Origin of the sequence: Variovorax paradoxus (assembly GCF_022009635.1) — a bacterium.
Lineage (GTDB): Bacteria > Pseudomonadota > Gammaproteobacteria > Burkholderiales > Burkholderiaceae_C > Variovorax.
In genome coordinates this window covers 5,269,439-5,289,881 of sequence record NZ_CP091716.1, presented here as the reverse complement: position 1 = coordinate 5,289,881, position 20,443 = coordinate 5,269,439, and the positions used below count along the sequence as shown (strand labels likewise).

Sequence of the window (20,443 nt, the reverse complement as noted above, 5' to 3'; positions counted from 1 at the left end):
CCATGAACCCCCAAGAACTCAAGACCATCATGGGCTCCGGCCTGCTCTCGTTCCCGCTGACCGACTTCGACAGCAACGGCGACTTCAACAAGAAGGGCTATGTCGAGCGCCTCGAATGGCTCGCACCCTACGGCGCCAGCGCGCTGTTCGCTGCCGGCGGCACGGGCGAGTTCTTCTCGCTGACCGGCGACGAGTACCCCGGCATCATCCAGACGGCCGTCGACACCTGCCGCGGCGTGGTGCCGATCATTGCCGGCGCCGGCGGCCCGACGCGCTTCGCCATCCAGTGCGCGCAAGCGGCGGAGAAGGCCGGCGCGCACGGCATCCTGCTGCTGCCGCACTACCTCACCGAAGCCGGCCAGGAAGGCCTGGCCGCGCACGTCGAAGCCGTGTGCAAGAGCGTGAAGTTCGGCGTGATCGTCTACAACCGCGCCACCAGCCGCCTCAAGCCCGACACGCTGGCCGGCCTGGCCGAGCGCAACCCCAACCTCGTCGGCTTCAAGGACGGCGTGGGCGACATCGAGGCGATGGTCGCGATCTACCAGAAGATGGGCGACCGCTTCGCCTACCTGGGCGGCCTGCCCACGGCGGAGGTCTATGCCGCGGCCTACAAGGCCATGGGCACGCCGGTGTATTCGTCGGCCGTCTTCAACTTCATCCCGAAGACGGCGATGGACTTCTATCACGCGGTCGCCAACGACGACCTGCCGACGCAGCACCGCCTGCTGAAGAACTTTTTCATGCCCTACTTGGAGCTGCGCAACCGCGTGCCCGGCTATGCCGTGAGCATCGTGAAGGCCGGCGCAAAGATCGTCGGCCACGGCGCAGGCCCGGTGCGCGCCCCGCTCACCGACCTGAAGCCCGCCGAGATGGAACAGCTCAAGGCGTTGATCGACGCGCTCGGCCCGCAGTAAGGCCTGCCCGGAACAACAAGAAAAACGACGGAGACAACATGCCGAATATCCGGATGAAAAGAAGAGGGCTTCTTGCGGCCGGCGTCGCGCTCGCCGCCACGGCGCTGCTGCCCCTGCATGCCTCGGCGCAAGCCGACGCATGGCCGCAGCAGAAGCCCGTGACCGTCATCGTGCCGTTCCCGGCCGGCGGCTCCACCGACATGGTCGCGCGCGCCATCGCGCTGCAGCTGCAGACAAAGCTCGGCGGCAGCTTCGTGGTCGACAACCGCCCCGGCGCCACGGGCACCATCGGCACCGGCTTCGTCAAGCGCGCGGCGCCCGATGGCTACACGCTGCTCGTGTCCTCGCTGGGCGCCTTCGTCGTCACGCCGCATCTGCAGAAGGGCGTGCCCTACGACGCGACCAAGGACTTCGACTACATCAGCGTGCCGGTGCAGGCGCCCAACGTGCTCGTCGCCAACGTCGCGCGGCCCGAGCACACCGTGGCCGATGTGCTGACCCTGCTGCGCAAGACGCCGGGCAAGGTCTCGTTCGCAAGCTCGGGCAACGGCTCGTCCGATCATCTGTCGGCCGAACTCTTCTGGCAGCAGACCAAGACCGAAGGCGTGCATGTGCCCTACAAGGGCGGCGCCCCGGCCGTGAACGACCTGCTGGGCAACCAGGTCGACTTCTCGTTCCAGAACGTGAATGCGGTGCTGCCGCACATCCGCGCCGGAAAGCTGCGCGCCATCGCGGTCACCGGCGACAAGCGCTCGCCCGTGCTGCCCGACGTGCCCACGCTGGCCGAGGCCGGCGTGAAGGGCGCGGAGGTCTATTCGTGGCAAGGCATGGCCGCGCCGAGGGGCCTGCCGCCCACCACCAAGAAGAAGTTGAGCGATGCCGTGATTGCCGCGATGCAAGACCCCGAGACCAAGAAGCGGATGCTCGACCAGGGCCTTGAAATCGTCGCCAGCACGCCTGAAGATTTCACAGCCTTCCAGTTGCGCGAATGGACGCGTTGGAAGACGCTCATCGACACCCGACACATCACTGCAGACTGAAGATGACTAGTCCCGAACCCGTTTCCAAAGCCGTGCCGGGCGCCCCCGTCGTCACCGGCATGCGCGTGGTGCCCGTCGCGGGCCACGACAGCATGCTGATGAACCTCAGCGGCGCGCATGGCCCGTTCTTCACGCGCAACCTGCTGATCCTGACCGACAGCGCCGGGCGCACCGGCGTGGGCGAAGTGCCCGGCGGCGAGAAGATCCGCCAGACGCTGGAAGACGCGCGCGGCCTCATCGTCGGCCAGCGCATCGGCAATCACAACGCGGTGCTCAACAGCCTGCGCAGTGCCTTCGCCGGACGCGACAGCGGCGGCCGTGGCCTGCAGACCTTCGACCTGCGCGTGACCATCCACGCGGTGACGGCGGTGGAGGCCGCGCTGCTCGACCTGCTCGGCCAGTTCCTCGAAGTGCCCGTGGCGGCACTGCTCGGCGAAGGCCAGCAGCGCGACGCGGTACAGATGCTCGGCTACCTCTTCTACGTGGGCGACCGCAACAAGACCGACCTGCCGTACGAGAGCGACCCCAACGCCGACAACGACTGGTTCCGCCTGCGCCACGAGGAGGCCATGACGCCCGAGGCCATCGTGCGCCTGGCCGAGGCCACGCATGCGCGCTACGGCTTCACAGACTTCAAGCTCAAGGGCGGCGTGCTGCGCGGCGAGGAAGAAGTCGAGGCCATCCGCGCGCTGCACGAGCGCTTTCCGAAAGCGCGCGTCACGCTCGACCCGAACGGCGGCTGGCTGCTGCAGGACGCGATTCGCCTGTGCCGCGACCTGCACGGCGTGATGGCCTATGCCGAAGACCCGTGCGGCGCCGAGGGCGTGTTCTCCGGCCGCGAGGTGATGGCCGAGTTCCGCCGCGCCACCGGCCTGCCCACCGCCACCAACATGGTGGCCACCGACTGGCGCGAGATGGTGCACAGCCTCTCGCTTCAGTCGGTCGATATTCCGCTGGCCGACCCGCACTTCTGGACCATGCAGGGCTCGGTGCGCGTGGCGCAGTTGTGCCAGGCCTGGGGCCTGACCTGGGGCTCGCATTCGAACAACCACTTCGACGTGTCGCTCGCGATGTTCACCCACGTGGCCGCCGCCGCGCCGGGCAAGGTGACGGCCATCGACACGCACTGGATCTGGCAGGACGGCCAGCGCCTGACCAAGGCGCCGCTGCAGATCGAAGGCGGCTTCGTGAAGGTGCCGACGCGCGGCGGCCTGGGCGTGGAGCTCGAAATGGACGAGGTCGAGAAGGCGCACCAGCTGTACCTGAAGCACGGCCTTGGCGCGCGCAACGACGCGCAGGCGATGCAATATCTGATTCCCAACTGGACTTTCGACAACAAGCGGCCCTGCATGGTCCGCTGAAGGAAACGACGCAATGCAGAACTTCGACAACCTCATCGCCGGCGAATGGCGTGCCGGCGCGAGCTACAGCCCCAACGTCAACCCGAGCAACCTGTCCGACGTGCTCGGCCAGTACACGCAGGGCGACGCCGCCCATGTCGACGCCGCTGTCGCGGCGGCCACGGCAGCCTTTCCGGCGTGGGCCACGGGCAGCATCCAGGCCCGCTCCGACGCCCTCGACAAGATCGGCAACGAGATCCTCGCGCGCAAGGAAGAGCTGGGCACGCTGCTCGCACGCGAAGAAGGCAAGACCAAGGCCGAAGGCATCGGCGAGGCCACGCGCGCGGGCCAGATCTTCAAGTTCTTCGCGGGTGAATGCCTGCGCCTGTCGGGCGAGGTGCTGCCTTCGGTGCGGCCCAACATCGGCGTGGAAATCACGCGCGAGCCGGTGGGCGTGGTCGGCCTCATCACGCCGTGGAACTTCCCCATTGCCATTCCGGCCTGGAAGATCGCGCCTGCGCTGGCCTTCGGCAACTGCGTGGTGCTCAAGCCCGCCGACCTGGTGCCGGGCAGTGCCTGGGCGCTGAGCGAGATCATCAGCCGCTCGGGCATTCCGGCGGGCGTGTTCAACCTGGTGATGGGCCGCGGCAGCGTGATCGGCAATGCGCTGGTCAACCACCCGGGCATCCATGCGATCAGCTTCACCGGCTCGGTGGGGGTGGGCCGCAACATCGCGATCCAGTGCGTCACCAACCACAAGAAGGTGCAGCTCGAAATGGGCGGCAAGAACCCGCAGGTGGTCCTCGACGACGCCGACCTCGCGCAGGCCGTGGAGCTGAGCGTGCAGAGCGCCTTCTACTCGACCGGCCAGCGCTGCACGGCGTCGAGCCGGCTCATCGTCACCGAAGGCATCTATCCGAAGTTCATCGCAGCCATGAAGGAACGCATGGCGAAGATCAAGGTGGGCGACGCGCTCGCGCAGGGCACCGACGTGGGGCCGGTCTCGTCGAAGTCGCAGCTCGACCAGGACATGGAATACGTGGCCATCGGCAAGGGCGAGGGCGCCACGCTGGCGGCCGGCGGCGAGTTGCTGAAGCTGGAGACCGACGGCTACTACATGTCGCCGGCGCTCTTCAGTGAATCGGCCGCCTCGATGCGCATCAACAAGGAAGAGATCTTCGGGCCGGTGGCGAGCGTGATCCGCGTGAAGAATTACGAGGAAGCATTGGCCACGGCCAACGACACCGAGTTCGGCCTGTCCGCCGGCATCGCCACCACGTCGCTGAAGTACGCCACGCATTTCAAGCGCCACAGCCAGGCGGGCATGGTGATGGTCAACCTGCCGACGGCGGGCGTGGACTATCACGTGCCCTTCGGTGGCCGCAAGGGGTCGAGCTACGGTCCGCGCGAGCAGGGGCGTTATGCGCAGGAGTTCTTCACTACGGTGAAGACGGCCTATACCCTGGCCTGATTTCTCGCCTGGTTTTGGAAGCCCCCTGTTGGGGGCTTTTTCGTTTCTGTCGTGTTCGGGGCGCGTGCACAGGACGCCGGGTACTTCCCTCCGCGAATGTCCTCCGCCCTTCGGGCTCCCCCTTTATTTCGCTGCGGGAAGCACCCGACGCCCTGCGCACGTGGGCACGTTGCTGTGGTGTGCGCGCCGCAGGGCGGAAGCTGTATTTGTTGGCGCTCGTCGGGACTTCGTGTTGCACGAAACCGCCATTGCGCAGCGCTCTTCCTTAAAGTGATTGCCCCTGTCACTCGATACCCCAACAAGGGGACACGGAAGGCGCAACACCCACCACGTAGATGTTTGAAGGCTGCTTGCCTCGCGGCAGGTTGTCGGTGCGAAAGTAGCGATGCAAATGCGAGGTATCAAAAGGCGACGGCCGAGGTGCGACTAACACCCCGACCGTCTGACCAAGTTCGTGCAACACCCCAGAAAGGACCGCACAAAAATGGCTGGCAAGACTATAGCCCGGCGGCGCACGCCGGTAGCTTCCGAAGACCACCCCCAAGCCCAGGACCCGGCGGATCTTCTCGAAAACATCCTCACTCAACTCGAAGCCCTGCTGTGGGTGTGCCACGGGGAAAACATCGACTGGTGCAGAGGCGACGGGCCGAAGCAATTGGACAACCTGCTTTGGCTTGCAACCGACCTCGCGCGCAAGGCCGGAGAGTTGTTCCAGTCGAATGAGAAGGCGCGGCGCGCAACGGCTGAGACGCTCACGCCCTCGCGAGTCAAGGCTGAGCCACCGTGATCGAGAGGGGTTCTCGTCCCGTCGAGAACGGGCTACCCGTTAGGGGGGTGAGCGCGCCGGTTGCGGCATCGATGCGGTAGGCCAGGACGGTGTTGTCGGCTTGGTCCGTCGCATAGGCGAAGTTGCCTGTGGGATTGACCGTGATGGCATTGGGCTGGTTTCCTGCCAAGAGCGGGCTACCCGTGATGGCGGCGAGCGCGCCGGTGGCGGCATCGATGCGGTAGGCCAAGATGTAGCCGAACTGGTTTGCCAAGTATGCGAATGTGCCTGCGGGGTTGACTGCGATGGAATTGGGGAGGCCTATCGTGAAGAACGGGCTGTCCGCGATGGCGGTGAGCGCGCCGGTGTCGGCATCGATGCGGTAGACCGAGATGGCGTTAGACCAGTTCGCCACATAAGCGAAGGTGCCTGCGGGGTTGACCGTGATGGAATGGGGCTGGTTTCCCGCCAGGAACGGGCTGCCCGTGATGGCGGTGAGAGCGCCGGTGGCGGCATCGATGCGGTAGGCCGAGACGTTGTTGCTGCCAGAGTTCGCCACGTAGGCGAAGGTGCCTGCGGGGTTGACCGTGACGGAGACGGGAACGGCTCCCGTGGCGAAAGGGCTGCCCGTGACAGCGGTGAGCGCGCCGGTGGTGGCGTCGATGCGGTAGGCCGAGATGAGGCCGTTTCGGTGCACCACATAGGCGAAGGTGCCTGCTGGATTGACCGTGACGGAGTAGGGAGCGATTCCCGCGGCGAACGGGCTGCCCGGGATGGCGGTGAGCGCGCCGGTGTCCGCATCGATGCGGTAGCCCGAGACGGAGCTGCTGTGCCAGTTCGCCACATAGGCGAAGGTGCCTGCTGCGTTGACCGCGACGGAGGCGGGAGAGGTCCCTGTGGCGAACGGGCTGCCCGGAATGGCGGTGAGCGCGCCGGTGGCGACGTCGATGCGGTAGGCCGAGATGTTGTTGTCACTTTTATTCGCCACATAGGCGAATTGCGGCCTGATGGCACAGGCCACGCTCACGTTGCTCACATTGCTGGCGCCAATGACGCCAGTCCCATCTGTCACGACACAGGCCTGAGTCCGGGGCCGGGTGCCGACCGTCACCGCATAGGTTGCGCCGGCGGCCAGACCGGATGCGACCTGGAATGTCCCGTTCTGCGACATCACCACCGGCTGGCCATTGGCCAGCAGGGTGACCGACTCCCCCGTGGCCAGACCCGAGAGCGAACCCGTGACCTTGTAGGTCGGCGTGTCGCCCGGAGGCGGCTCGGAGGGCGCACTTTCGGAGGGCGCACTTGCGTTGCCAGAGGCCGGCGCGAAAGGCATGGCACCACCGCCGCCACTCCCACCCTCACAAGCCAGGAGCGTCAGCGTCACAGCGGCCGCGAGGCTCAAGCCCATGCGTCTTGAACGCCCAGACGAAAAAAACGCGCCAGCGGCGCGGGGCATGAAGAGCTTGAACATGGGATGGGGCGCGCCGGAGAACAGGCGCAACAGGATGTGAATTTATGTAAGCGTAGTCTCCTCGCGACGAGGAGTCACTCACCGAAACGTGTGAGTGCGCACTGGAACCCCGGGGACGAGACGGCCCCGGCGCACGTCGTCGCAGGCTGCCTACGACTCGCCCAACGTCCCATGCCTGACAGCCGCCGCGAACGCCTCGGCGCGCTCCGCTCGCGCTCGGTCGAGAAAGCCGACGAGGCGCGGACGCGGCCCGAACGACACCTCGTTGCAGCAGGGTGCGCCGCCCACGGAATAGCGGTGCGATATCCAGTGAACGTCGAGGTCTGCAAGCACCTGCTGCACCAACGTCACCTTCTCGCTGGCATTGGCAATGCGGATCACGCCATCGTCACGGCCGTATCGCAGGAGAACGCCATGCAGGTAAGAAAAACGCGCGTTCATCGCTTCAGGCTCGTAGAGCATCGAACGCTTCTGCGGGAAGGCGTCGATGCCGAGTGACACGTGCGCAAAGCGAAGCCGTTGCCCATCGGGCATCGTGGCGGCCCTGTCGTCCGGATATTCGAATCGGTAAAGGGCGTTGAGCTGATCGTTCATTCGCCTCGACTCGACGGACGAATGGCCGGTCTCGGCGTGGCTCGTCGATATCCCGGGCGATTCGATGCCGAGCCTTGTGGCGTACTGGAGCAGGTAGTTCGCGAAGAGTTTGGCGACGGGTCGTTCGTCTGCGTAGAAGCGTTCGACGATGTCGCCACCTTCGATGGCCTGACGGCCCGAGTACTCGTTGACCATGCCGAGCAAGACGAAAGCCGGGTCGAGCGTTGGCTCGAACGCGTCGTTGTCGTCGTGCTGTATCACGCGAATCTGTGTCGTGTCGCTGGTCATCTCTTCGTCCAAAGCTCTTGACGATGTCGCTCACCCAGTCACTCCTAAAAGAGCGACGGGCACCTCGTCGGCATGATCGCACCCCGAACAACGCAACCAACAATGCCTAGTCCAAAGACACCCTTCGACCACGTCGCATCAGAAACTCGATCAGCTCGAACACCCCTTCACTGACCAGCGCCAACGCCGCAGCCGGCAACGCACCCGCCAGAAGCAGCTCTCGGTCATTGAGCGCCAACCCCGTCACGATGCGCTCGCCGAATCCGCCGGCGCCAATGAAGGCCGCAATGGTGGCCGTGCCGATCGCGATCGCGGTGGCGGTGCGCACGCCCGCGAGCAGCGTGGGCAATGCCAGCGGCAGCAACACCAGCCGCAGACTCTGCGGCGGCGTCATGCCCAGAGCAGTGCCCGCAAGCCGCAGACCATTGGGTACCTCGGCCAGCCCCGTCACCGTGTTGCGCATGATCGGCAACAGCGAATACAGCGTGAGCGCAATCAGCGCGGGCAGGGCGCCGATGGCGCCGAGCATCGAGATCAGCACCGCCAGCAACGCCAGCGACGGTACGGTCTGCAGCAGGCTCGCAAAACCAAGCACCACCGCGCGCAGCCGCACATGCGGAAACACCAGGATCGCGATCGGCACGCCGATGAGTATCGCGATGCCCACCGACAGCGCCACCAGAAACAGATGCTGCCGCGCGAGCTTCCACAAGTCGGGGCCGAACAGCTTGGCCGTGAAGCCGCGCCGCGCTTCCTTCGCTTCCTTCCCGGCGCCCGCGAGGAAGTCGCGCGCAATCGCATCGAAGGGCACGCTCTGCAGTTCGGCGCGGGCGTTCATCGCGATCATCGCGTGCTCGTCGACCTTGCCTTCCAGCGTCTTCAGCGCGGCCCATGCTTCGGGCAGCCGCTGGGGCAGGTCGAGCTTGTAGAGCACCACCGCGTCATAGCGCGGAAAGTACTTCCTGTCGTCCTCCAGCACGCGCAGGCCCAGGTGGTCGATCTTTGCGTCGGTGGTGTAGATGTCTATCGCGTCGATCTGCTTTGCCGCTATGGCGTCGTAGGCCAGCCCGTGGTCCAGGCCCGTGGGTGTCTGCTTGAAGCCGTAGCGCTCGGCCAGCCCTTTCCAGCCGTCGGCGCGGCCGATGAACTCGTTGGACAGGCCGAGCTTGAGTTCAGGGTGCTTCGCCAGGTCGCTCAGCGTGCGCAGGCCCAGCCGGTCGGCATCGGCCGCGCGCACCGCGAGCGCATAGCCGTCGTTGAAGCCCAGCGGAATCGCCACGCCCAGGCCCATGGGTGCGAGCGCGGCGTTCATGGCCTCGCGCGACTCCGCCGGCGAGCCCTTGAGGATTTCCTGCGCGATGGTGCCGGTGTATTCGGCATACAGGTCGATCGCGCCCGAGCGCAGCGCCTCGTACACGATGGCCGTGTTGCCCAGGCCCTGCCGCACGACGGGCGGCGACGCGGTGTGCGGCGCGGCGGTCTGCGCCAGCAGCTCGGCCAGGATGTACGACTCGGTGAAGCGCTTGGAGCCCACGCGCAGCGTGTCGTCCGCGGCATGCGCGGCGGGCGCCATGGCCAGCCAGGCGAGCGTGAGCAGCAGGGCAAGGCGGTGGAGGCAACGGGGCAGATGCATCGCGGCCAGTTTATAGACATCGCCCGGCCTGGCGTACCCGCCAATCTCCTACACGCCGTCGTGCGCGCAACCGATGGGCCGTGGGGCGCCGCGCGCGCACCATCGATGCCATGAAGTCCAAACCCCCGAAGCCCGACACTCCCCACCCCGACCCATTGCCCGCCACCGACGTGCACGGCCTGCGCGAACTCCCCGGCGTGCATGTCGAGGGCTACAGCCTCCAGTTGCGCGACAAGGACGGCTTCGTCGGCGACCAGGCGAGCCAGACGGCTTTCAGGGAACTGCTCGAGCGCTGGCGCAAGCGCCGCCGCAAGAACGGCAAGGACCCGCTCGGCGAGCTTCACTCGCGCGACCTGAGCAAGAAGACACTCGACCGCGTGCTGAGCGCGAAGAAGGCCTCCGAGGCCGGCGACGTGATGCACGGCGTGATCGAGGAGTTCACCGAAGAACTGGCGTCGGTGATCCAGCGCTTCCTGCGCCAGCCCTCGTGGCAGAAGGTCGAGCGCATCGTGATCGGCGGCGGCTTTCCCGAGAGCGACGTCGGCGAGCGCGCGGTGTTGCAGACGGCCGCCATCCTGGAAGAGCTGGGCCTGCACGTGCAGATGGGGCGGCTCTCGCACAACGTGGACGACGGCGGCCTGATCGGCTGGGTGCACCTCACGCCGCCCGCGCTGCTGCGCAAGTACGACGCGATCCTCGCGGTCGACATCGGCGGCACCAACGTGCGCTGCGGCATCGTGAAGACGCGCTACCGCAAGGCGCACGACTTCTCCCGCGCGGAGGTGGTGCGGCGCGAGAAATGGCGCCATGCCGACGAAGGCCCCAACCGCAGCAACATGGTCGAGCACATCGCGGACATGCTGATGGACATGGTGCGCTACAGCGAGCGCAAGAAGATCCGGCTCGCGCCCTTCGTGGGCATCGGCTGTCCGGGGCTGATCCGTCCCGACGGCTCCATCGCGCGCGGCGCGCAGAATCTGCCGGGCGACTGGGAAAGCCATGCCTTCCACCTGCCGACGGCGGTATGGCGCCGCATGCTGACGCTGGGCGCCGACCCGATGCTGGTGCTGATGCACAACGACGCGGTGGTGCAGGGCCTGAGCGAGCTGCCCTTCATGCGCGACGTGAAGCACTGGGGCGTGCTGACCATCGGCACCGGGCTGGGCAACGTGAGCTTCACCAACACGCCGATTCCGGAGGCGCTGGCGCCCAAGGCCAAAAAGGCTAAGGCGTCACGCGCGTGAGCGCCGACACGCTGGCGACGTTGCCCCAGGCGTCGGTGGCGCGGGCCTCGATGTTCGCGTAGCCGGCCGCGGGCGGCATCCAGCTGCAGGCGTAGGGCGCGGCCTGCAGCCTGCACACGGTCTTGCCGTCCACCACGAAGCGCACTTCGGCCACGTTGCTCGACGCGTTGGCCGCCAGCGGCACCGGCGCCTTCGCCGAGGCGGTGGGCGGCACCGACATGGCCACCGCGGGCGGCGTGCTGCCTTCCGGCGGATTCACGATCACGTTGGCCGACGCGCTCGCCGAGTTGCCCGCCGCGTCCACGCCGACCACGCGGATCGTCTGCACGCCGGGGCTCGTCGGTGTCCAGATGCAGGTGTAGGGCGGGGCGGTGAAGGTGCAGATCGGAATGCTGTCGCGGCCCAGCACCTTCACGCCGAAGACGCCCACGTTGTCGACCACAGCCGGCGCGATGGTGGTGGGCTGGCCCACCGTGGCGGTGGCCGGCGCCGACACCGAGACGGTCGGCGGCGTGGTGTCCGCGTTGCCCAGCGCCAGGTCGATGGTGAACATCGGCTGGCCCTGCACCGCTTTCTGCTCGAAGGCGTCGAAGATGGTAAACCAGCTCGCGCCCGGCGCGCGGCCCGGCGCATTGGCCTTGACCAGCAGCGTCGACTTGCCGACCGCGAAGCAGCTGAAGCCGCATTCCCAATCGAACTGGAAGCGGCCCGACGCATCGGCCACGCCCGTCACCAGCAGCACCAGCGGCTTCTGGCCGCCGGGGTTGCGCCACACCGTGACCTGCGCGCCCGGCAGCGCCGCGCCGCTGTCGCGGTCGGTCACGCGCACCTGGGTGGCGGTGGTGGCGGCCATGAACTTCGAACTGCCGAGCTTGGGCCAGTCGGTCCAGTCGGTGTCGATGTTGGCCTTGGTGCCGGCGGTGAAGCGGATCATGTCCAGCGTCGCGACGCGGTTGGCGGCGGGGTCGCGGCGCTGCTCGAAGACGGTGCCCAGCAGCGGGTCGAGCCGCCAGCTCTGGCGGGTCCACCAGTAGCGGTCGGTGTCGTTCGACAGCGCGAGGTCGGTGATGGGCGCGATGCCGGTGGTGTCGGCCACGGCGATGCCGTTGTAGTACTCGCCCGCGCCGGCGCCGAACACATGCTCCAGCTCGTGCAGCAGGGTCTTGAGCTGGCGGCCGAGGTAGTCCTTCTCTGTGGATTCAGGCGCCGCGGGCGTGATGGCGCGCGACAGGCGCAGCGGGTCGTGGATGGCGATCCAGTTGAGGTTCCAGGTCACGCCCTTCTGCGGAAAGGTCCAGCTGGTCGACAGGCCGCCGTGGCTGTAGCCGCGGGTCGACTTGGTGACGCAGACCACCACCTCGCCGTTCACGAGGCCGTTGTAGCTGCACGCAGGCGCGGCCGTGGGCGCCACCAGCTGCAGGTCGGTGGCGGGGTCGAAGACGAAGCTGCGCACCGTCTCGCGGGTGAAGACGGTGTTGACGTCGGCCACGTACTGGGCGAGCCGACGCCCTGCCTCGGCGGCGCCGATGTCGGCGGCCAGCTCGGGGTCGACGAAGAACTTCAGGCGATGGGTGCTGGGGGCGGCGCGGCCGACTTCGTCCATGGCGGCCAAAGCAGGCGTCATTCCGAAAAGCGCGATGAGAACTGGCAGCGAAAGAACCAGTTTCGCGAGATTCGCAAATGCGCGCGGCGAGAAGAAGGCTCGCATCGGATTTCCCCGGGTGGCCGGGGCACGGAACTCGAACGGACGGCGCTTCGGGTCGCCGTGCGGCGGCGTCCCGGGCGGGCTTCTCCGCAAGGCGGAGGGTTGCGGGAATCCGTTCGAGACCGACCGATGACTGGGAAATCAGGGGCCAGGCAAGCCTGTCAACTACCGAAACCGGTGGGTATTTTAGTGCTCACGTTCTGATTGTTGCAATTTTGTTGCATTTATGCACCCAAGATTACAGCTGAAAGGCTACCGTGAGCAGCAGCCCTTCGGCCACGTCGCGCATCAGCCCGGGCCTGCGCGCGCGGTAGGGCTCGCCGGCCGAGGCGGTGGTCTCGATCCATTCGGCCAGCCATTCGATTTCTTCGGCGCCGTAGAACACCACCGCCGCCTCGTGGTTCAGCAGCAGGCTGCGCAGGTCGAGGTTGATGGAGCCGCACATCGCCAGTTCGTCGTCGACCACCACCGCCTTGGCGTGCGCCATGAAGGGCAGCATGCGAAAGCTCACGCCCGCGCGGGCCAGGTCGCGCATGGCGCGGGCGCGCACGAAGTCGGCCAGCCGGTGGTTCGACTGCGCGGGCATCGCGATGGTCACCTGCACGCCGCGCCGCGCGGCCAGACGCAGCGCGTCGCGCAGGCCGTCACCGGGCACGAAGTAGGGCGTGATCGCCAGCACGCGGTGCTCGGCGCGGAAGCAGGCGTCGATCAGCAGGGCATGCGCGGTGTCCTCGGTCTGGTCGGGGCCGCTCGGCAGGAACTGGGCCATGGCGGTGCCGGGGCCTTCGGGCACGTCGTCGGCGGTGATCGCGCGGGCCTTGCGCGGGCGCACCGAACTCCAGTCGTGGTCGAACTGGCGCGCCGCCGCCGCGGCCACGCTGCCGCGCAGGTCGAAGGACAGGTCGCGCCAGGCCTCGGGGTGCTTTTCGTTGCCGGTGAAGTACTCGCCCGCGAGGTTGCGCCCGCCCGACCAGAGCCAGCCGTCGTCCGCGATGGTGAACTTGCGGTGGTTGCGCAGGTTGCGCGGGCCGATGCGGCGCAGGCTGAAGAAGGGGCGGAACACCGCCACCTCGCCGCCCGCCGCGCGCAGCCGGTCGAAGTGATGGCGCGGCAGCGACAGCGCGCCGAAGCCGTCGAGCAGCACGCGCACCTTGACGCCGTCGCGCGCGCGCCTGGCCAGCCGCTCGATCACGGCGTGGCCGAGCGCGTCGTCGCCGATGATGAAGGTGCACACGTCGATGCGCTCCTGCGCGCCGTCGATCACCTGCCAGAGCGCTTCGCGCGCGGCCTCGCCGTCGGCATGCATGCGAATGGCCGAGCGGCCCGGCGGCGCCAGGCCGAAGCTCTCGATCAGGTCGGCGGCCCAGTGGCCCGGCGGCACCGAGCGCGGCGGCCGGGGCGAGCCCGCCGGGCGCAGCTTGCGCTGGCCGAACAGCAGGTACATCGGCAGGATGAAATAGGGCATCAGCACCAGCCCCATGACCCAGGCGATGGCCGTGGTGGGGGCGCGCTGCTCGCGGCGCGCGCGCGTGGTCAGCACATAGACCAGCAGCGCGAACGTCACGACGAGAAAATGCTGCGAAGGAGAGGGCAGCCAGTCGAAGCGGGTGTTGTGCGGCATGGCGCAATGATGCGTCAGCGCGGAATCAGCGTTGCAGGAAGGCCGGTACGCCGCGCCCTTGCGAGGCGAGGAACTGCATCATCGGGTCGACCACCGCGCGCACCGCGGGCCGCTCGCCCACGCGGGTGCGCCATGCCAGCAGGCGCGGCGTGGCGGCGCTCATGCCCGCGCCCTTGCGGTCGGCGAACACGCAGGCCATGTAGAAGGCGATGTCGGCGAAGCCGTAGGGCCCCGCGAGGTATTCGCGCGTGGCCAGCAGGCCTTCCATCTCGTCGTAGTAGCGCGCGCATGCGGCGCAGGCCGCGACGGCGGGCGCGCTCTGCATCGCATCCTGCAGGCCGAAGAGTTTGATGACGTTGGGGAAGAAGACCTCGTCGGACTTCTGCTCCAGCTGCCGCGCGCGGGCCCGGTCGGCAATGCCTTCGGGCCACAGCGCGGGAGCCGGGTAGCGGTCTTCGAGGTACTCGAAGATCTGGGTCGAGTCGAAGAGCGAGACCCCGCCGTCGATGTCGTCGACCAGCACCGGCACCTGCTGCTTGACCGGGTTCACGCGCAGCACCTCGGGGTGCTTGGGCTCGTAGGCGTCGCCTTCGATGAACGGCACCATGACCAGTTCGAAGGCGATGCCTTTTTCGCGCGCCGCGATCTCGACCTTGGCGCCGAACATGCTGAGGGGGCCGGAGTAGATGTGAGTCGTCATGGCCCCCGACTTCAACAGAAACGGTGCGTCAGGTCGAGCCCCAGACTTCCTGCGCGGTCTCGATCACCAGGCGCAGCTTGTTGCGCTGCGCTTCCACCGCGATGTTGTTGCCGTGCACGGTGCTGGAGAAGCCGCACTGCGGCGACAGCGCGAGCTGGTCGAGCGAGGCGTACTTGGCGGCGTCCTCGATGCGGCGCTTGAGTTCGTCCTTGTCTTCCATCTCGCCGAACTTGGTGGTCACCAGGCCGAGCACCACCGTCTTGCCCTTGGGCAGGTAGCGCAGCGGCTTGAAGTCGCCCGAGCGCGCGTCGTCGTACTCCATGAAGTAGGCGTCCAGGTCCATCTCCTTGAGCAGCGCCTCGGCCACGGGCTCGTAGTTGCCGGCGGCGGCGTGCGTGCTCTTGAAGTTGCCGCGGCACAGGTGCATGGCCAGCAGCATGCCCGGCGGCTTCTGCGCGACCACCTTGTTGATGAAGGCGGCGTAGCGGTGCGGCAGCTCGTTCGGGTCGTCGCCGCGCTTGCGGGCGGCTTCGCGCATGTGCTCGTCGCACAGGTAGGCGAGGTTGGTGTCGTCCATCTGCACGTAGGTGCAGCCGGCGGCGGCCAGCGAGCGCAGTTCGTCGCCATAGGCCTTGGCCACGTCGTCGTAGAACGCCGGGTCGAGCTCGGGGTAGGCGTCCTTGCTGATGCCGGCGCGGCCGCCGCGGAAGTGCAGCATGGTGGGCGAAGGGATCGTCACCTTGGGCGTGTTGCCCGCCGACACCTGGCTCCTGAGGTACTGGAAGTCGGCAAGCTGGATGTCCTTGACGTGGCGGACCTTGTCGATCACGCGCATCGCGGGCGGCGCGAGTTCCTCGGTGCCGTCGGGCTTGCGGATGGTGACCGGGATGTCGGTCTTCACGCCACCGAGCTGGTCGAGGAAGTCGATGTGGAAATAGGTGCGGCGGAATTCGCCGTCGGTGATGCTCTTCAGGCCGATGTCTTCCTGGAACTTGACGATCTCGGCGATGGCCTTGTCTTCGACCAGGCGAAGCTGTTCGGGCGTGATCTCGCCCTTGGCCTTCTGCTCGCGCGCTTCGAGCAGGTATTTGGGGCGCAGGAAACTGCCCACGTGGTCGAAGCGGGCGGGCAGGGCGGCGTGCTGTGACATGGATGACTCCGTCGTGATGAGGGGAACTGGCCGGACATCGTATCGCTATCGAAATGCCGATTGCTGTATACAGATATCTCGGTGTTTTCCCTATAAATGCCCAAAATTGCTGGAAATTTCCGTGTTTCTGTATACATTGAGTATTCATGAAAACGCCCACGACCGCCTTTCCACTCAACGCTTGGTATGCCGCCGCCTACGACGTCGAAGTGCGTCATGCGCTGCTGCCGCGCACCATCTGCAACCAGAAAGTGGTGCTGTACCGTCGCACCGACGGCCAGGTGGCCGTGCTCGAAGACGCCTGCTGGCACCGCCTGATGCCGCTGTCGCTGGGCCGCCTCGAAGGCGACGAACTGGTGTGCGGCTACCACGGCCTCGTCTACAACAGCCAGGGCCGCTGCACCCACATGCCGAGCCAGGAAACGCTCAACCCGTCGGCCTGCGTGCGCAGCTTTCCGGTGGTCGAGAAGCACCGCTTCGTCTGGATCTGGCCCGGCGACCCGGCCAAGGCCGACCCGGCGCTGGTGCCCGACATGCACTGGAACGACGACCCGGCCTGGGCCGGCGACGGCAAGATGATCCGCGTCAATTGCGACTACCGCCTGGTGGTCGACAACCTCATGGACCTGACGCACGAGACCTTCGTGCACGGCTCGTCCATCGGCAACCGCGAGGTGGCCGAGGCGCCTTTCGTCGCCACGCACGGCGACCGCTCGGCCACCGTCACGCGCTGGATGGAGAGCATCGACCCGCCGCCCTTCTGGGGCGGCCAGATCCGCCATGCGCGCGGCTACACGGGCAAGGTCGACCGCTGGCAGATCATCCGTTTCGAGGGCCCGTGCACGGTGAACATCGACGTCGGCGTGGCCGAGGCCGGCAGCGGCGCGGTGCCGAAGAACGGCAACCCCGGCGACCGCAGCAAGGGCGTCAACGGCTACGTGCTCAACACCATCACGCCCGAGACCGACAAGACCTGCCTGTACTTCTGGGCCTTCTCGCGCAACTACTGCCTGGGCGAGCAGCGCCTCACGCACGAGCTGCGCGAGGGCGTCTCGGGCATCTTCCGCGAAGACGAGCTGGTGCTCGAGGCGCAGCAGAAAGCCATGGACGAGCACCCCGACCACAAGTTCTACAACCTCAACATCGACGCCGGTTCGATGTGGGCGCGCAAGCTCATCGACCGCATGATCGAGAAGGAAAAGCCCGCGCGCGCGGCCATCTCGATCCGTCCCGCCGAGCAGCCGGGCGAGAAGCAGGCCGCATGAGGGCCGCCGTGGTTTCTTCCGCCGCGGAACAACAGCCAGCCGACAGCGGCAGCTCGCAGGCCGTGAAGGCGCAGTTGCGGCTGCGCGAGATGATCCTGGCGGGCGATCTGCCCGGCGGCGCGCGCATTGCCGAAGTGGCCATCTCCGAGCAGCTCGGCGTGTCGCGCACGCCGGTGCGCACGGCGCTGATGCGGCTCGAGCAGGAGGGCCTGCTCGAAGCGCTGCCCAACGGCGGCTATGCGGTGCGCACTTTTTCCGAGCGCGACGTGGCCGACGCCATCGAGCTGCGCGGCACGCTCGAAGGCCTGGTGGCCCGGCTCGCGGCCGAGCGCGGCGCGGCGCCCGTGGTGCTGCGCGAAGCGCGCGCCTGCCTGCAGCGCATCGACGAACTGCTGCGCGAGCCGGCGCTGGACGACGCCGCCTTCTCGCGCTACGTGACGCACAACGAGCGCTTCCATGCGCTGCTGTGCGAAATGGCGGGCAGCCCGGTCATTGCGCAGCAGCTGGAGCGGGTGGTCAACCTGCCGTTCGCGTCGCCCTCGGGCTTCGTCATCGTGCAGGCCAATTCGCCCGCCGCGCGCGACATGCTGGTGATCGCGCAGGACCAGCACGTCCAGGTGCTCGACGCCATCGAGTCCGGCGAAGGCTCGCGCGCCGAGGCGCTGATGCGTGAGCACAGCCGCATCGCGCGTCGCAACCTGCGCGAGGCGCTGCACGGCACGCCAACCGCCGAGCAGCGTCCGCTGCCGGGCGTGCAGCTCATTCGCCGGCGCGGCTGATTCCTTTCCTTCCCCTTCTTTCCTGTTGGTGTTGTTCCCCGATGAAAAGCGATCTTCAATGGATGCAGGCGCAGGTCGTCGCGCTGCGCGACGTGACGCCCACCGTGCGCGAGTTCGAACTGCGCCCCGACGACGGCTTCGCCGGCGCCTATGAACCCGGCGCCCATCTGCAGGTGCAGGTGATGACGGCGCAGGGCAAGCTGCAGACCCGCTCCTACTCGCTGGTCGGCGAGGGCGACGGCCGCTGCTGGCGCATCGCCGTCAAGCGGCTGGACGACGGCCGTGGCGGATCGCTCGCGATGTGGCGGCTGGTCGAGGGCGACCGGCTGCAGGTCAGCGCGCCGCAAAACCACTTTGCGCTCGACATGTCCGCGCCCGGCTACCTGCTGGTGGCGGGCGGCACCGGCATCACGCCGCTGGTGCTGATGGCGCAGCGGCTGGGCGAGCACGCCAGGCGCGCCAGCGTGCCGGTGAAGATGCTCTACGGCGCGCGCAATGCCGACGAATTCGGCTACCTCGCGCATCTGCGCGAAGCGCTGGGCGAGCACGTGGAGGCGCATGAAGGCTCGGCGCCCATCGACTTCGCCGCCGCCATCGCCGCGCTGCCGCCCGGCGGGCAGCTCTACACCTGCGGCCCGGTGCCGATGCTCGAGGCGCTCAAGCGCGCCTGGCATGCGGCGGGCCGTCCCATCGAGGACCTGCGCTTCGAGACCTTCGGCAGCAGCGGCCGGCTGGCCACGCAGGCGTTCCAGGTGCGCATTCCGCGCCACGACCTCGCCATCACGGTGCCTGCCGACTGCACGCTGCTGGAGGCGCTGGACGCCGCCGGCGTGCAGACGCTGTGGGACTGCAAGCGCGGCGAGTGCGGCCTGTGCGCCATGGACGTGATTGCCGTCGACGGCGAGGTCGACCACCGCGACGTGTTCCTCAGCGAGCACGAAAAAGCAGCGGCCACGCGCATCTGCGCCTGCGTGTCACGCGCGGTGGGTACGCTCACGCTCGACTCCGCCTATCGCGCCGACAGCTGAATCGTCCGAGACGACGGCCGCCTTGCGCGATGATCGCGCAGTTCATTTGTTGATCGCGCAACAAAGGCACGCGAACGGGGCGGGGTAGGTGATTGCCTGCTCCGCCGTTTGTTGCAAAGTGTTGAAAATAGCCCCGGTTTCGAGTTCCGTCCCTGAAGGAAAAAACATGCAAAGACGCCATCTCATCCAGACCGCAGCCCTGTCGGCGCTCGCGCTTTCAATGTCGCTGGCCAGTGCCCAGGACAACAAGTTCAAGATCGGCCTGATCCTGCCGATGACGGGCCAGTCGGCCTCCACCGGCCGCCAGATCGAAGCCGCCGCCCGCCTGTACATGGCCCAGAACGGCGACACCGTGGCCGGCAAGAAGGTCGAGCTGATCGTCAAGGACGACACCGGCCTGCCCGACGTCACCAAGCGCCTGGCGCAGGAACTGGTGGTGAACGACAAGGTCAACGTGCTGGCCGGCTTCGGCCTGACGCCCCTGGCACTCGCGGTGGCGCCCATCGCCACCCAGTCGAAGACGCCCGAAGTCGTGATGGCCGCCGCCACGTCGAGCATCACCGAGGCATCGCCCTACATCATCCGTTCGAGCTTCACGCTGCCGCAGGTGTCGGTGGCCATGGGCGACTGGGCGCCCAAGAACGGCGTGAAGACGGTCGTCACGCTGGTGGCCGACTACGGCCCCGGCAACGACGCAGAGAAGTTCTTCAGCGAGCGCTTCGTCCTCAACGGCGGCAAGGTGATCGAGAAGCTGCGCGTGCCGCTGCGCAACCCCGACTTCGCCCCGTTCCTGCAGAAGGTGCGCGACGCCAAGCCCGACGCGCTGTTCGTCTTCGTGCCCTCGGGCGCGGGCGCGGCCGTCATGAAGCAGTTCCTGGAGCGCGGCATGGACAAGGCCGGCATCAAGATGATCGCCACCGGCGACGTGACGGACGACGATCAACTCAACGACATGGGCGACGGCGCGCTGGGCGTGGTCACCTCGCACCACTACTCGGCCGCGCACCCGTCGGCAATGAACAAGAAGTTCGTCGAGGCCTTCGAGAAGGCCAACCCGAAGATGCGCCCCAACTTCATGGCCGTGGGCGGCTATGACGGCATGCGCGTGATCTACGAAGCGCTCAAGACCACCAAGGGCCAGGGCGGCGGCGAAGCGCTGCTGGCGGCCATGAAGGGCCAGGTCTTCGAGAGCCCGCGCGGCCAGGTGCTGATCGACGCGCAGACGCGCGACATCGTGCAGGACGTGTACCTGCGCAAGGTCGAGAAGAAGGACGGCCAACTCTACAACGTCGAGTTCGACGTCATCAAGAGCGTCAAGGATCCGGGCAAGGCAAAATAAAAAGAGCTCGCCCCCAGGCTGCGCGCACTTCGTGTCGCTTCGCCTTCCCCCTACCGGGGGCAACACCTGAGGCCCGGCGAAGCCGGTTCCTCGGT

The 20,443-nt window shown here is 67.3% G+C and carries 17 protein-coding genes; 10 read left to right on the top strand and 7 right to left on the bottom strand.

The features are described from left to right. The first annotated feature begins 2 nt into the window (after positions 1-2). The 5 genes from kdgD (at position 3) to L3V85_RS24450 (ending at position 5,552) form a co-directional block, all read left to right on the top strand. Entirely contained in the window at positions 3-914 is a 912-nt protein-coding gene (kdgD, locus tag L3V85_RS24470) for a 5-dehydro-4-deoxyglucarate dehydratase (protein WP_237675273.1), read from the top strand. Positions 915-952: 38 nt separating this feature from the next. Then, a complete protein-coding gene (locus L3V85_RS24465; RefSeq protein ID WP_237675272.1) occupies positions 953-1,954 on the top strand; it encodes a Bug family tripartite tricarboxylate transporter substrate binding protein in 1,002 nt (333 codons plus the stop codon). A 2-nt stretch (positions 1,955-1,956) separates the two neighbouring features. Next, positions 1,957-3,315, top strand: a complete 1,359-nt coding sequence (gene gudD, locus L3V85_RS24460; protein ID WP_237675271.1) for a glucarate dehydratase — start codon at positions 1,957-1,959, stop codon at positions 3,313-3,315. A 13-nt stretch (positions 3,316-3,328) separates the two neighbouring features. Continuing rightward, positions 3,329-4,765, top strand: coding sequence for an aldehyde dehydrogenase family protein (locus tag L3V85_RS24455; RefSeq protein ID WP_237675270.1), 1,437 nt, complete (start codon positions 3,329-3,331; stop codon positions 4,763-4,765). Positions 4,766-5,249: 484 nt separating this feature from the next. Then, entirely contained in the window at positions 5,250-5,552 is a 303-nt protein-coding gene (locus L3V85_RS24450) for a hypothetical protein (RefSeq protein WP_237675269.1), read from the top strand. On the opposite strand, the gene L3V85_RS24445 is transcribed toward L3V85_RS24450, so the two are convergent. The 3 genes from L3V85_RS24445 to L3V85_RS24435 all read right to left on the bottom strand — a co-directional run bounded on the left by L3V85_RS24445 (position 5,533) and on the right by L3V85_RS24435 (position 9,517). After that, positions 5,533-7,002 (bottom strand): lactonase family protein, encoded by a 1,470-nt coding sequence (locus tag L3V85_RS24445; protein ID WP_237675268.1) that lies wholly within the window; start codon positions 7,000-7,002, stop codon positions 5,533-5,535. The two genes, L3V85_RS24450 and L3V85_RS24445, sit on opposite strands and share 20 nt — an antisense overlap. Positions 7,003-7,152: 150 nt before the next feature. Then, positions 7,153-7,884 (bottom strand): hypothetical protein, encoded by a 732-nt coding sequence (locus tag L3V85_RS24440; protein ID WP_237675267.1) that lies wholly within the window; start codon positions 7,882-7,884, stop codon positions 7,153-7,155. Positions 7,885-7,990: 106 nt separating this feature from the next. Continuing rightward, the gene (locus L3V85_RS24435) at positions 7,991-9,517 is read right to left on the bottom strand and encodes a glycine betaine ABC transporter substrate-binding protein (RefSeq protein WP_237675266.1); all 1,527 of its coding nucleotides are present in this window, start codon (positions 9,515-9,517) and stop codon (positions 7,991-7,993) included. Between the two features lie 110 nt (positions 9,518-9,627). Here L3V85_RS24435 and L3V85_RS24430 point away from each other — a divergent pair, with 110 nt between their 5' ends. Continuing rightward, positions 9,628-10,761: an ROK family protein gene (locus L3V85_RS24430; RefSeq protein ID WP_237675265.1), complete on the top strand. Its 1,134-nt coding sequence runs from the start codon at positions 9,628-9,630 to the stop codon at positions 10,759-10,761. Here the strand turns inward: L3V85_RS24430 and L3V85_RS24425 are convergent. The 4 genes from L3V85_RS24425 to L3V85_RS24410 form a co-directional block, all read right to left on the bottom strand. Continuing rightward, positions 10,742-12,364 carry an Ig-like domain-containing protein gene (locus L3V85_RS24425; RefSeq protein WP_237675264.1) on the bottom strand — a complete coding sequence of 541 codons (1,623 nt, stop codon included), beginning with the start codon at positions 12,362-12,364 and terminating at the stop codon, positions 10,742-10,744. The genes L3V85_RS24430 and L3V85_RS24425 overlap by 20 nt on opposite strands. Before the next feature lie 340 nt (positions 12,365-12,704). Next, positions 12,705-14,087, bottom strand: coding sequence for a phospholipase D-like domain-containing protein (locus tag L3V85_RS24420; protein ID WP_237675263.1), 1,383 nt, complete (start codon positions 14,085-14,087; stop codon positions 12,705-12,707). Between the two features lie 25 nt (positions 14,088-14,112). Continuing rightward, positions 14,113-14,787, bottom strand: a complete 675-nt coding sequence (locus tag L3V85_RS24415; RefSeq protein ID WP_237675262.1) for a glutathione S-transferase family protein — start codon at positions 14,785-14,787, stop codon at positions 14,113-14,115. A gap of 28 nt (positions 14,788-14,815) precedes the next feature. Beyond that, complete coding sequence (locus tag L3V85_RS24410; RefSeq protein ID WP_237675261.1) at positions 14,816-15,937, bottom strand: 5-methyltetrahydropteroyltriglutamate--homocysteine S-methyltransferase; 1,122 nt, start codon at positions 15,935-15,937, stop codon at positions 14,816-14,818. Between the two features lie 146 nt (positions 15,938-16,083). On the opposite strand from L3V85_RS24410, the gene L3V85_RS24405 reads away from it, so the two are divergent. The 4 genes from L3V85_RS24405 to L3V85_RS24390 all read left to right on the top strand — a co-directional run bounded on the left by L3V85_RS24405 (position 16,084) and on the right by L3V85_RS24390 (position 20,348). Continuing rightward, on the top strand, positions 16,084-17,202 hold the full coding sequence (locus L3V85_RS24405; protein ID WP_237675260.1) for an aromatic ring-hydroxylating dioxygenase subunit alpha: 1,119 nt from the start codon (positions 16,084-16,086) through the stop codon (positions 17,200-17,202). Then, entirely contained in the window at positions 17,199-17,981 is a 783-nt protein-coding gene (locus tag L3V85_RS24400) for a GntR family transcriptional regulator (RefSeq protein ID WP_237675259.1), read from the top strand. Before L3V85_RS24405 ends, L3V85_RS24400 begins: the two co-directional genes overlap by 4 nt. 41 nt (positions 17,982-18,022) lie before the next feature. Continuing rightward, the gene (locus L3V85_RS24395) at positions 18,023-19,009 is read left to right on the top strand and encodes a PDR/VanB family oxidoreductase (RefSeq protein WP_237675258.1); all 987 of its coding nucleotides are present in this window, start codon (positions 18,023-18,025) and stop codon (positions 19,007-19,009) included. A 166-nt stretch (positions 19,010-19,175) separates the two neighbouring features. Continuing rightward, the gene (locus tag L3V85_RS24390; RefSeq protein ID WP_237675257.1) at positions 19,176-20,348 is read left to right on the top strand and encodes an ABC transporter substrate-binding protein; all 1,173 of its coding nucleotides are present in this window, start codon (positions 19,176-19,178) and stop codon (positions 20,346-20,348) included. The last annotated feature ends 95 nt before the right edge of the window (positions 20,349-20,443 follow it).

Excerpts from the sequence above, each read along its gene's own strand:
- L3V85_RS24465 (WP_237675272.1), top strand. The coding sequence starts at position 953 with ATGCCGAATATCCGGATGAAAAGAAGAGGGCTTCTTGCGGCCGGCGTC.
- L3V85_RS24420 (WP_237675263.1), bottom strand. The coding sequence starts at position 14,087 with ATGCCGCACAACACCCGCTTCGACTGGCTGCCCTCTCCTTCGCAGCAT.
- kdgD (WP_237675273.1), top strand. The coding sequence starts at position 3 with ATGAACCCCCAAGAACTCAAGACCATCATGGGCTCCGGCCTGCTCTCG.
- gudD (WP_237675271.1), top strand. The coding sequence starts at position 1,957 with ATGACTAGTCCCGAACCCGTTTCCAAAGCCGTGCCGGGCGCCCCCGTC.
- L3V85_RS24450 (WP_237675269.1), top strand. The coding sequence starts at position 5,250 with ATGGCTGGCAAGACTATAGCCCGGCGGCGCACGCCGGTAGCTTCCGAA.
- L3V85_RS24400 (WP_237675259.1), top strand. The coding sequence starts at position 17,199 with ATGAGGGCCGCCGTGGTTTCTTCCGCCGCGGAACAACAGCCAGCCGAC.
- L3V85_RS24445 (WP_237675268.1), bottom strand. The coding sequence starts at position 7,002 with ATGTTCAAGCTCTTCATGCCCCGCGCCGCTGGCGCGTTTTTTTCGTCT.
- L3V85_RS24390 (WP_237675257.1), top strand. The coding sequence starts at position 19,176 with ATGCAAAGACGCCATCTCATCCAGACCGCAGCCCTGTCGGCGCTCGCG.
- L3V85_RS24430 (WP_237675265.1), top strand. The coding sequence starts at position 9,628 with ATGAAGTCCAAACCCCCGAAGCCCGACACTCCCCACCCCGACCCATTG.
- L3V85_RS24410 (WP_237675261.1), bottom strand. The coding sequence starts at position 15,937 with ATGTCACAGCACGCCGCCCTGCCCGCCCGCTTCGACCACGTGGGCAGT.
- L3V85_RS24425 (WP_237675264.1), bottom strand. The coding sequence starts at position 12,364 with ATGGACGAAGTCGGCCGCGCCGCCCCCAGCACCCATCGCCTGAAGTTC.
- L3V85_RS24435 (WP_237675266.1), bottom strand. The coding sequence starts at position 9,517 with ATGCATCTGCCCCGTTGCCTCCACCGCCTTGCCCTGCTGCTCACGCTC.
- L3V85_RS24405 (WP_237675260.1), top strand. The coding sequence starts at position 16,084 with ATGAAAACGCCCACGACCGCCTTTCCACTCAACGCTTGGTATGCCGCC.
- L3V85_RS24440 (WP_237675267.1), bottom strand. The coding sequence starts at position 7,884 with ATGACCAGCGACACGACACAGATTCGCGTGATACAGCACGACGACAAC.
- L3V85_RS24455 (WP_237675270.1), top strand. The coding sequence starts at position 3,329 with ATGCAGAACTTCGACAACCTCATCGCCGGCGAATGGCGTGCCGGCGCG.
- L3V85_RS24395 (WP_237675258.1), top strand. The coding sequence starts at position 18,023 with ATGAAAAGCGATCTTCAATGGATGCAGGCGCAGGTCGTCGCGCTGCGC.
- L3V85_RS24415 (WP_237675262.1), bottom strand. The coding sequence starts at position 14,787 with ATGACGACTCACATCTACTCCGGCCCCCTCAGCATGTTCGGCGCCAAG.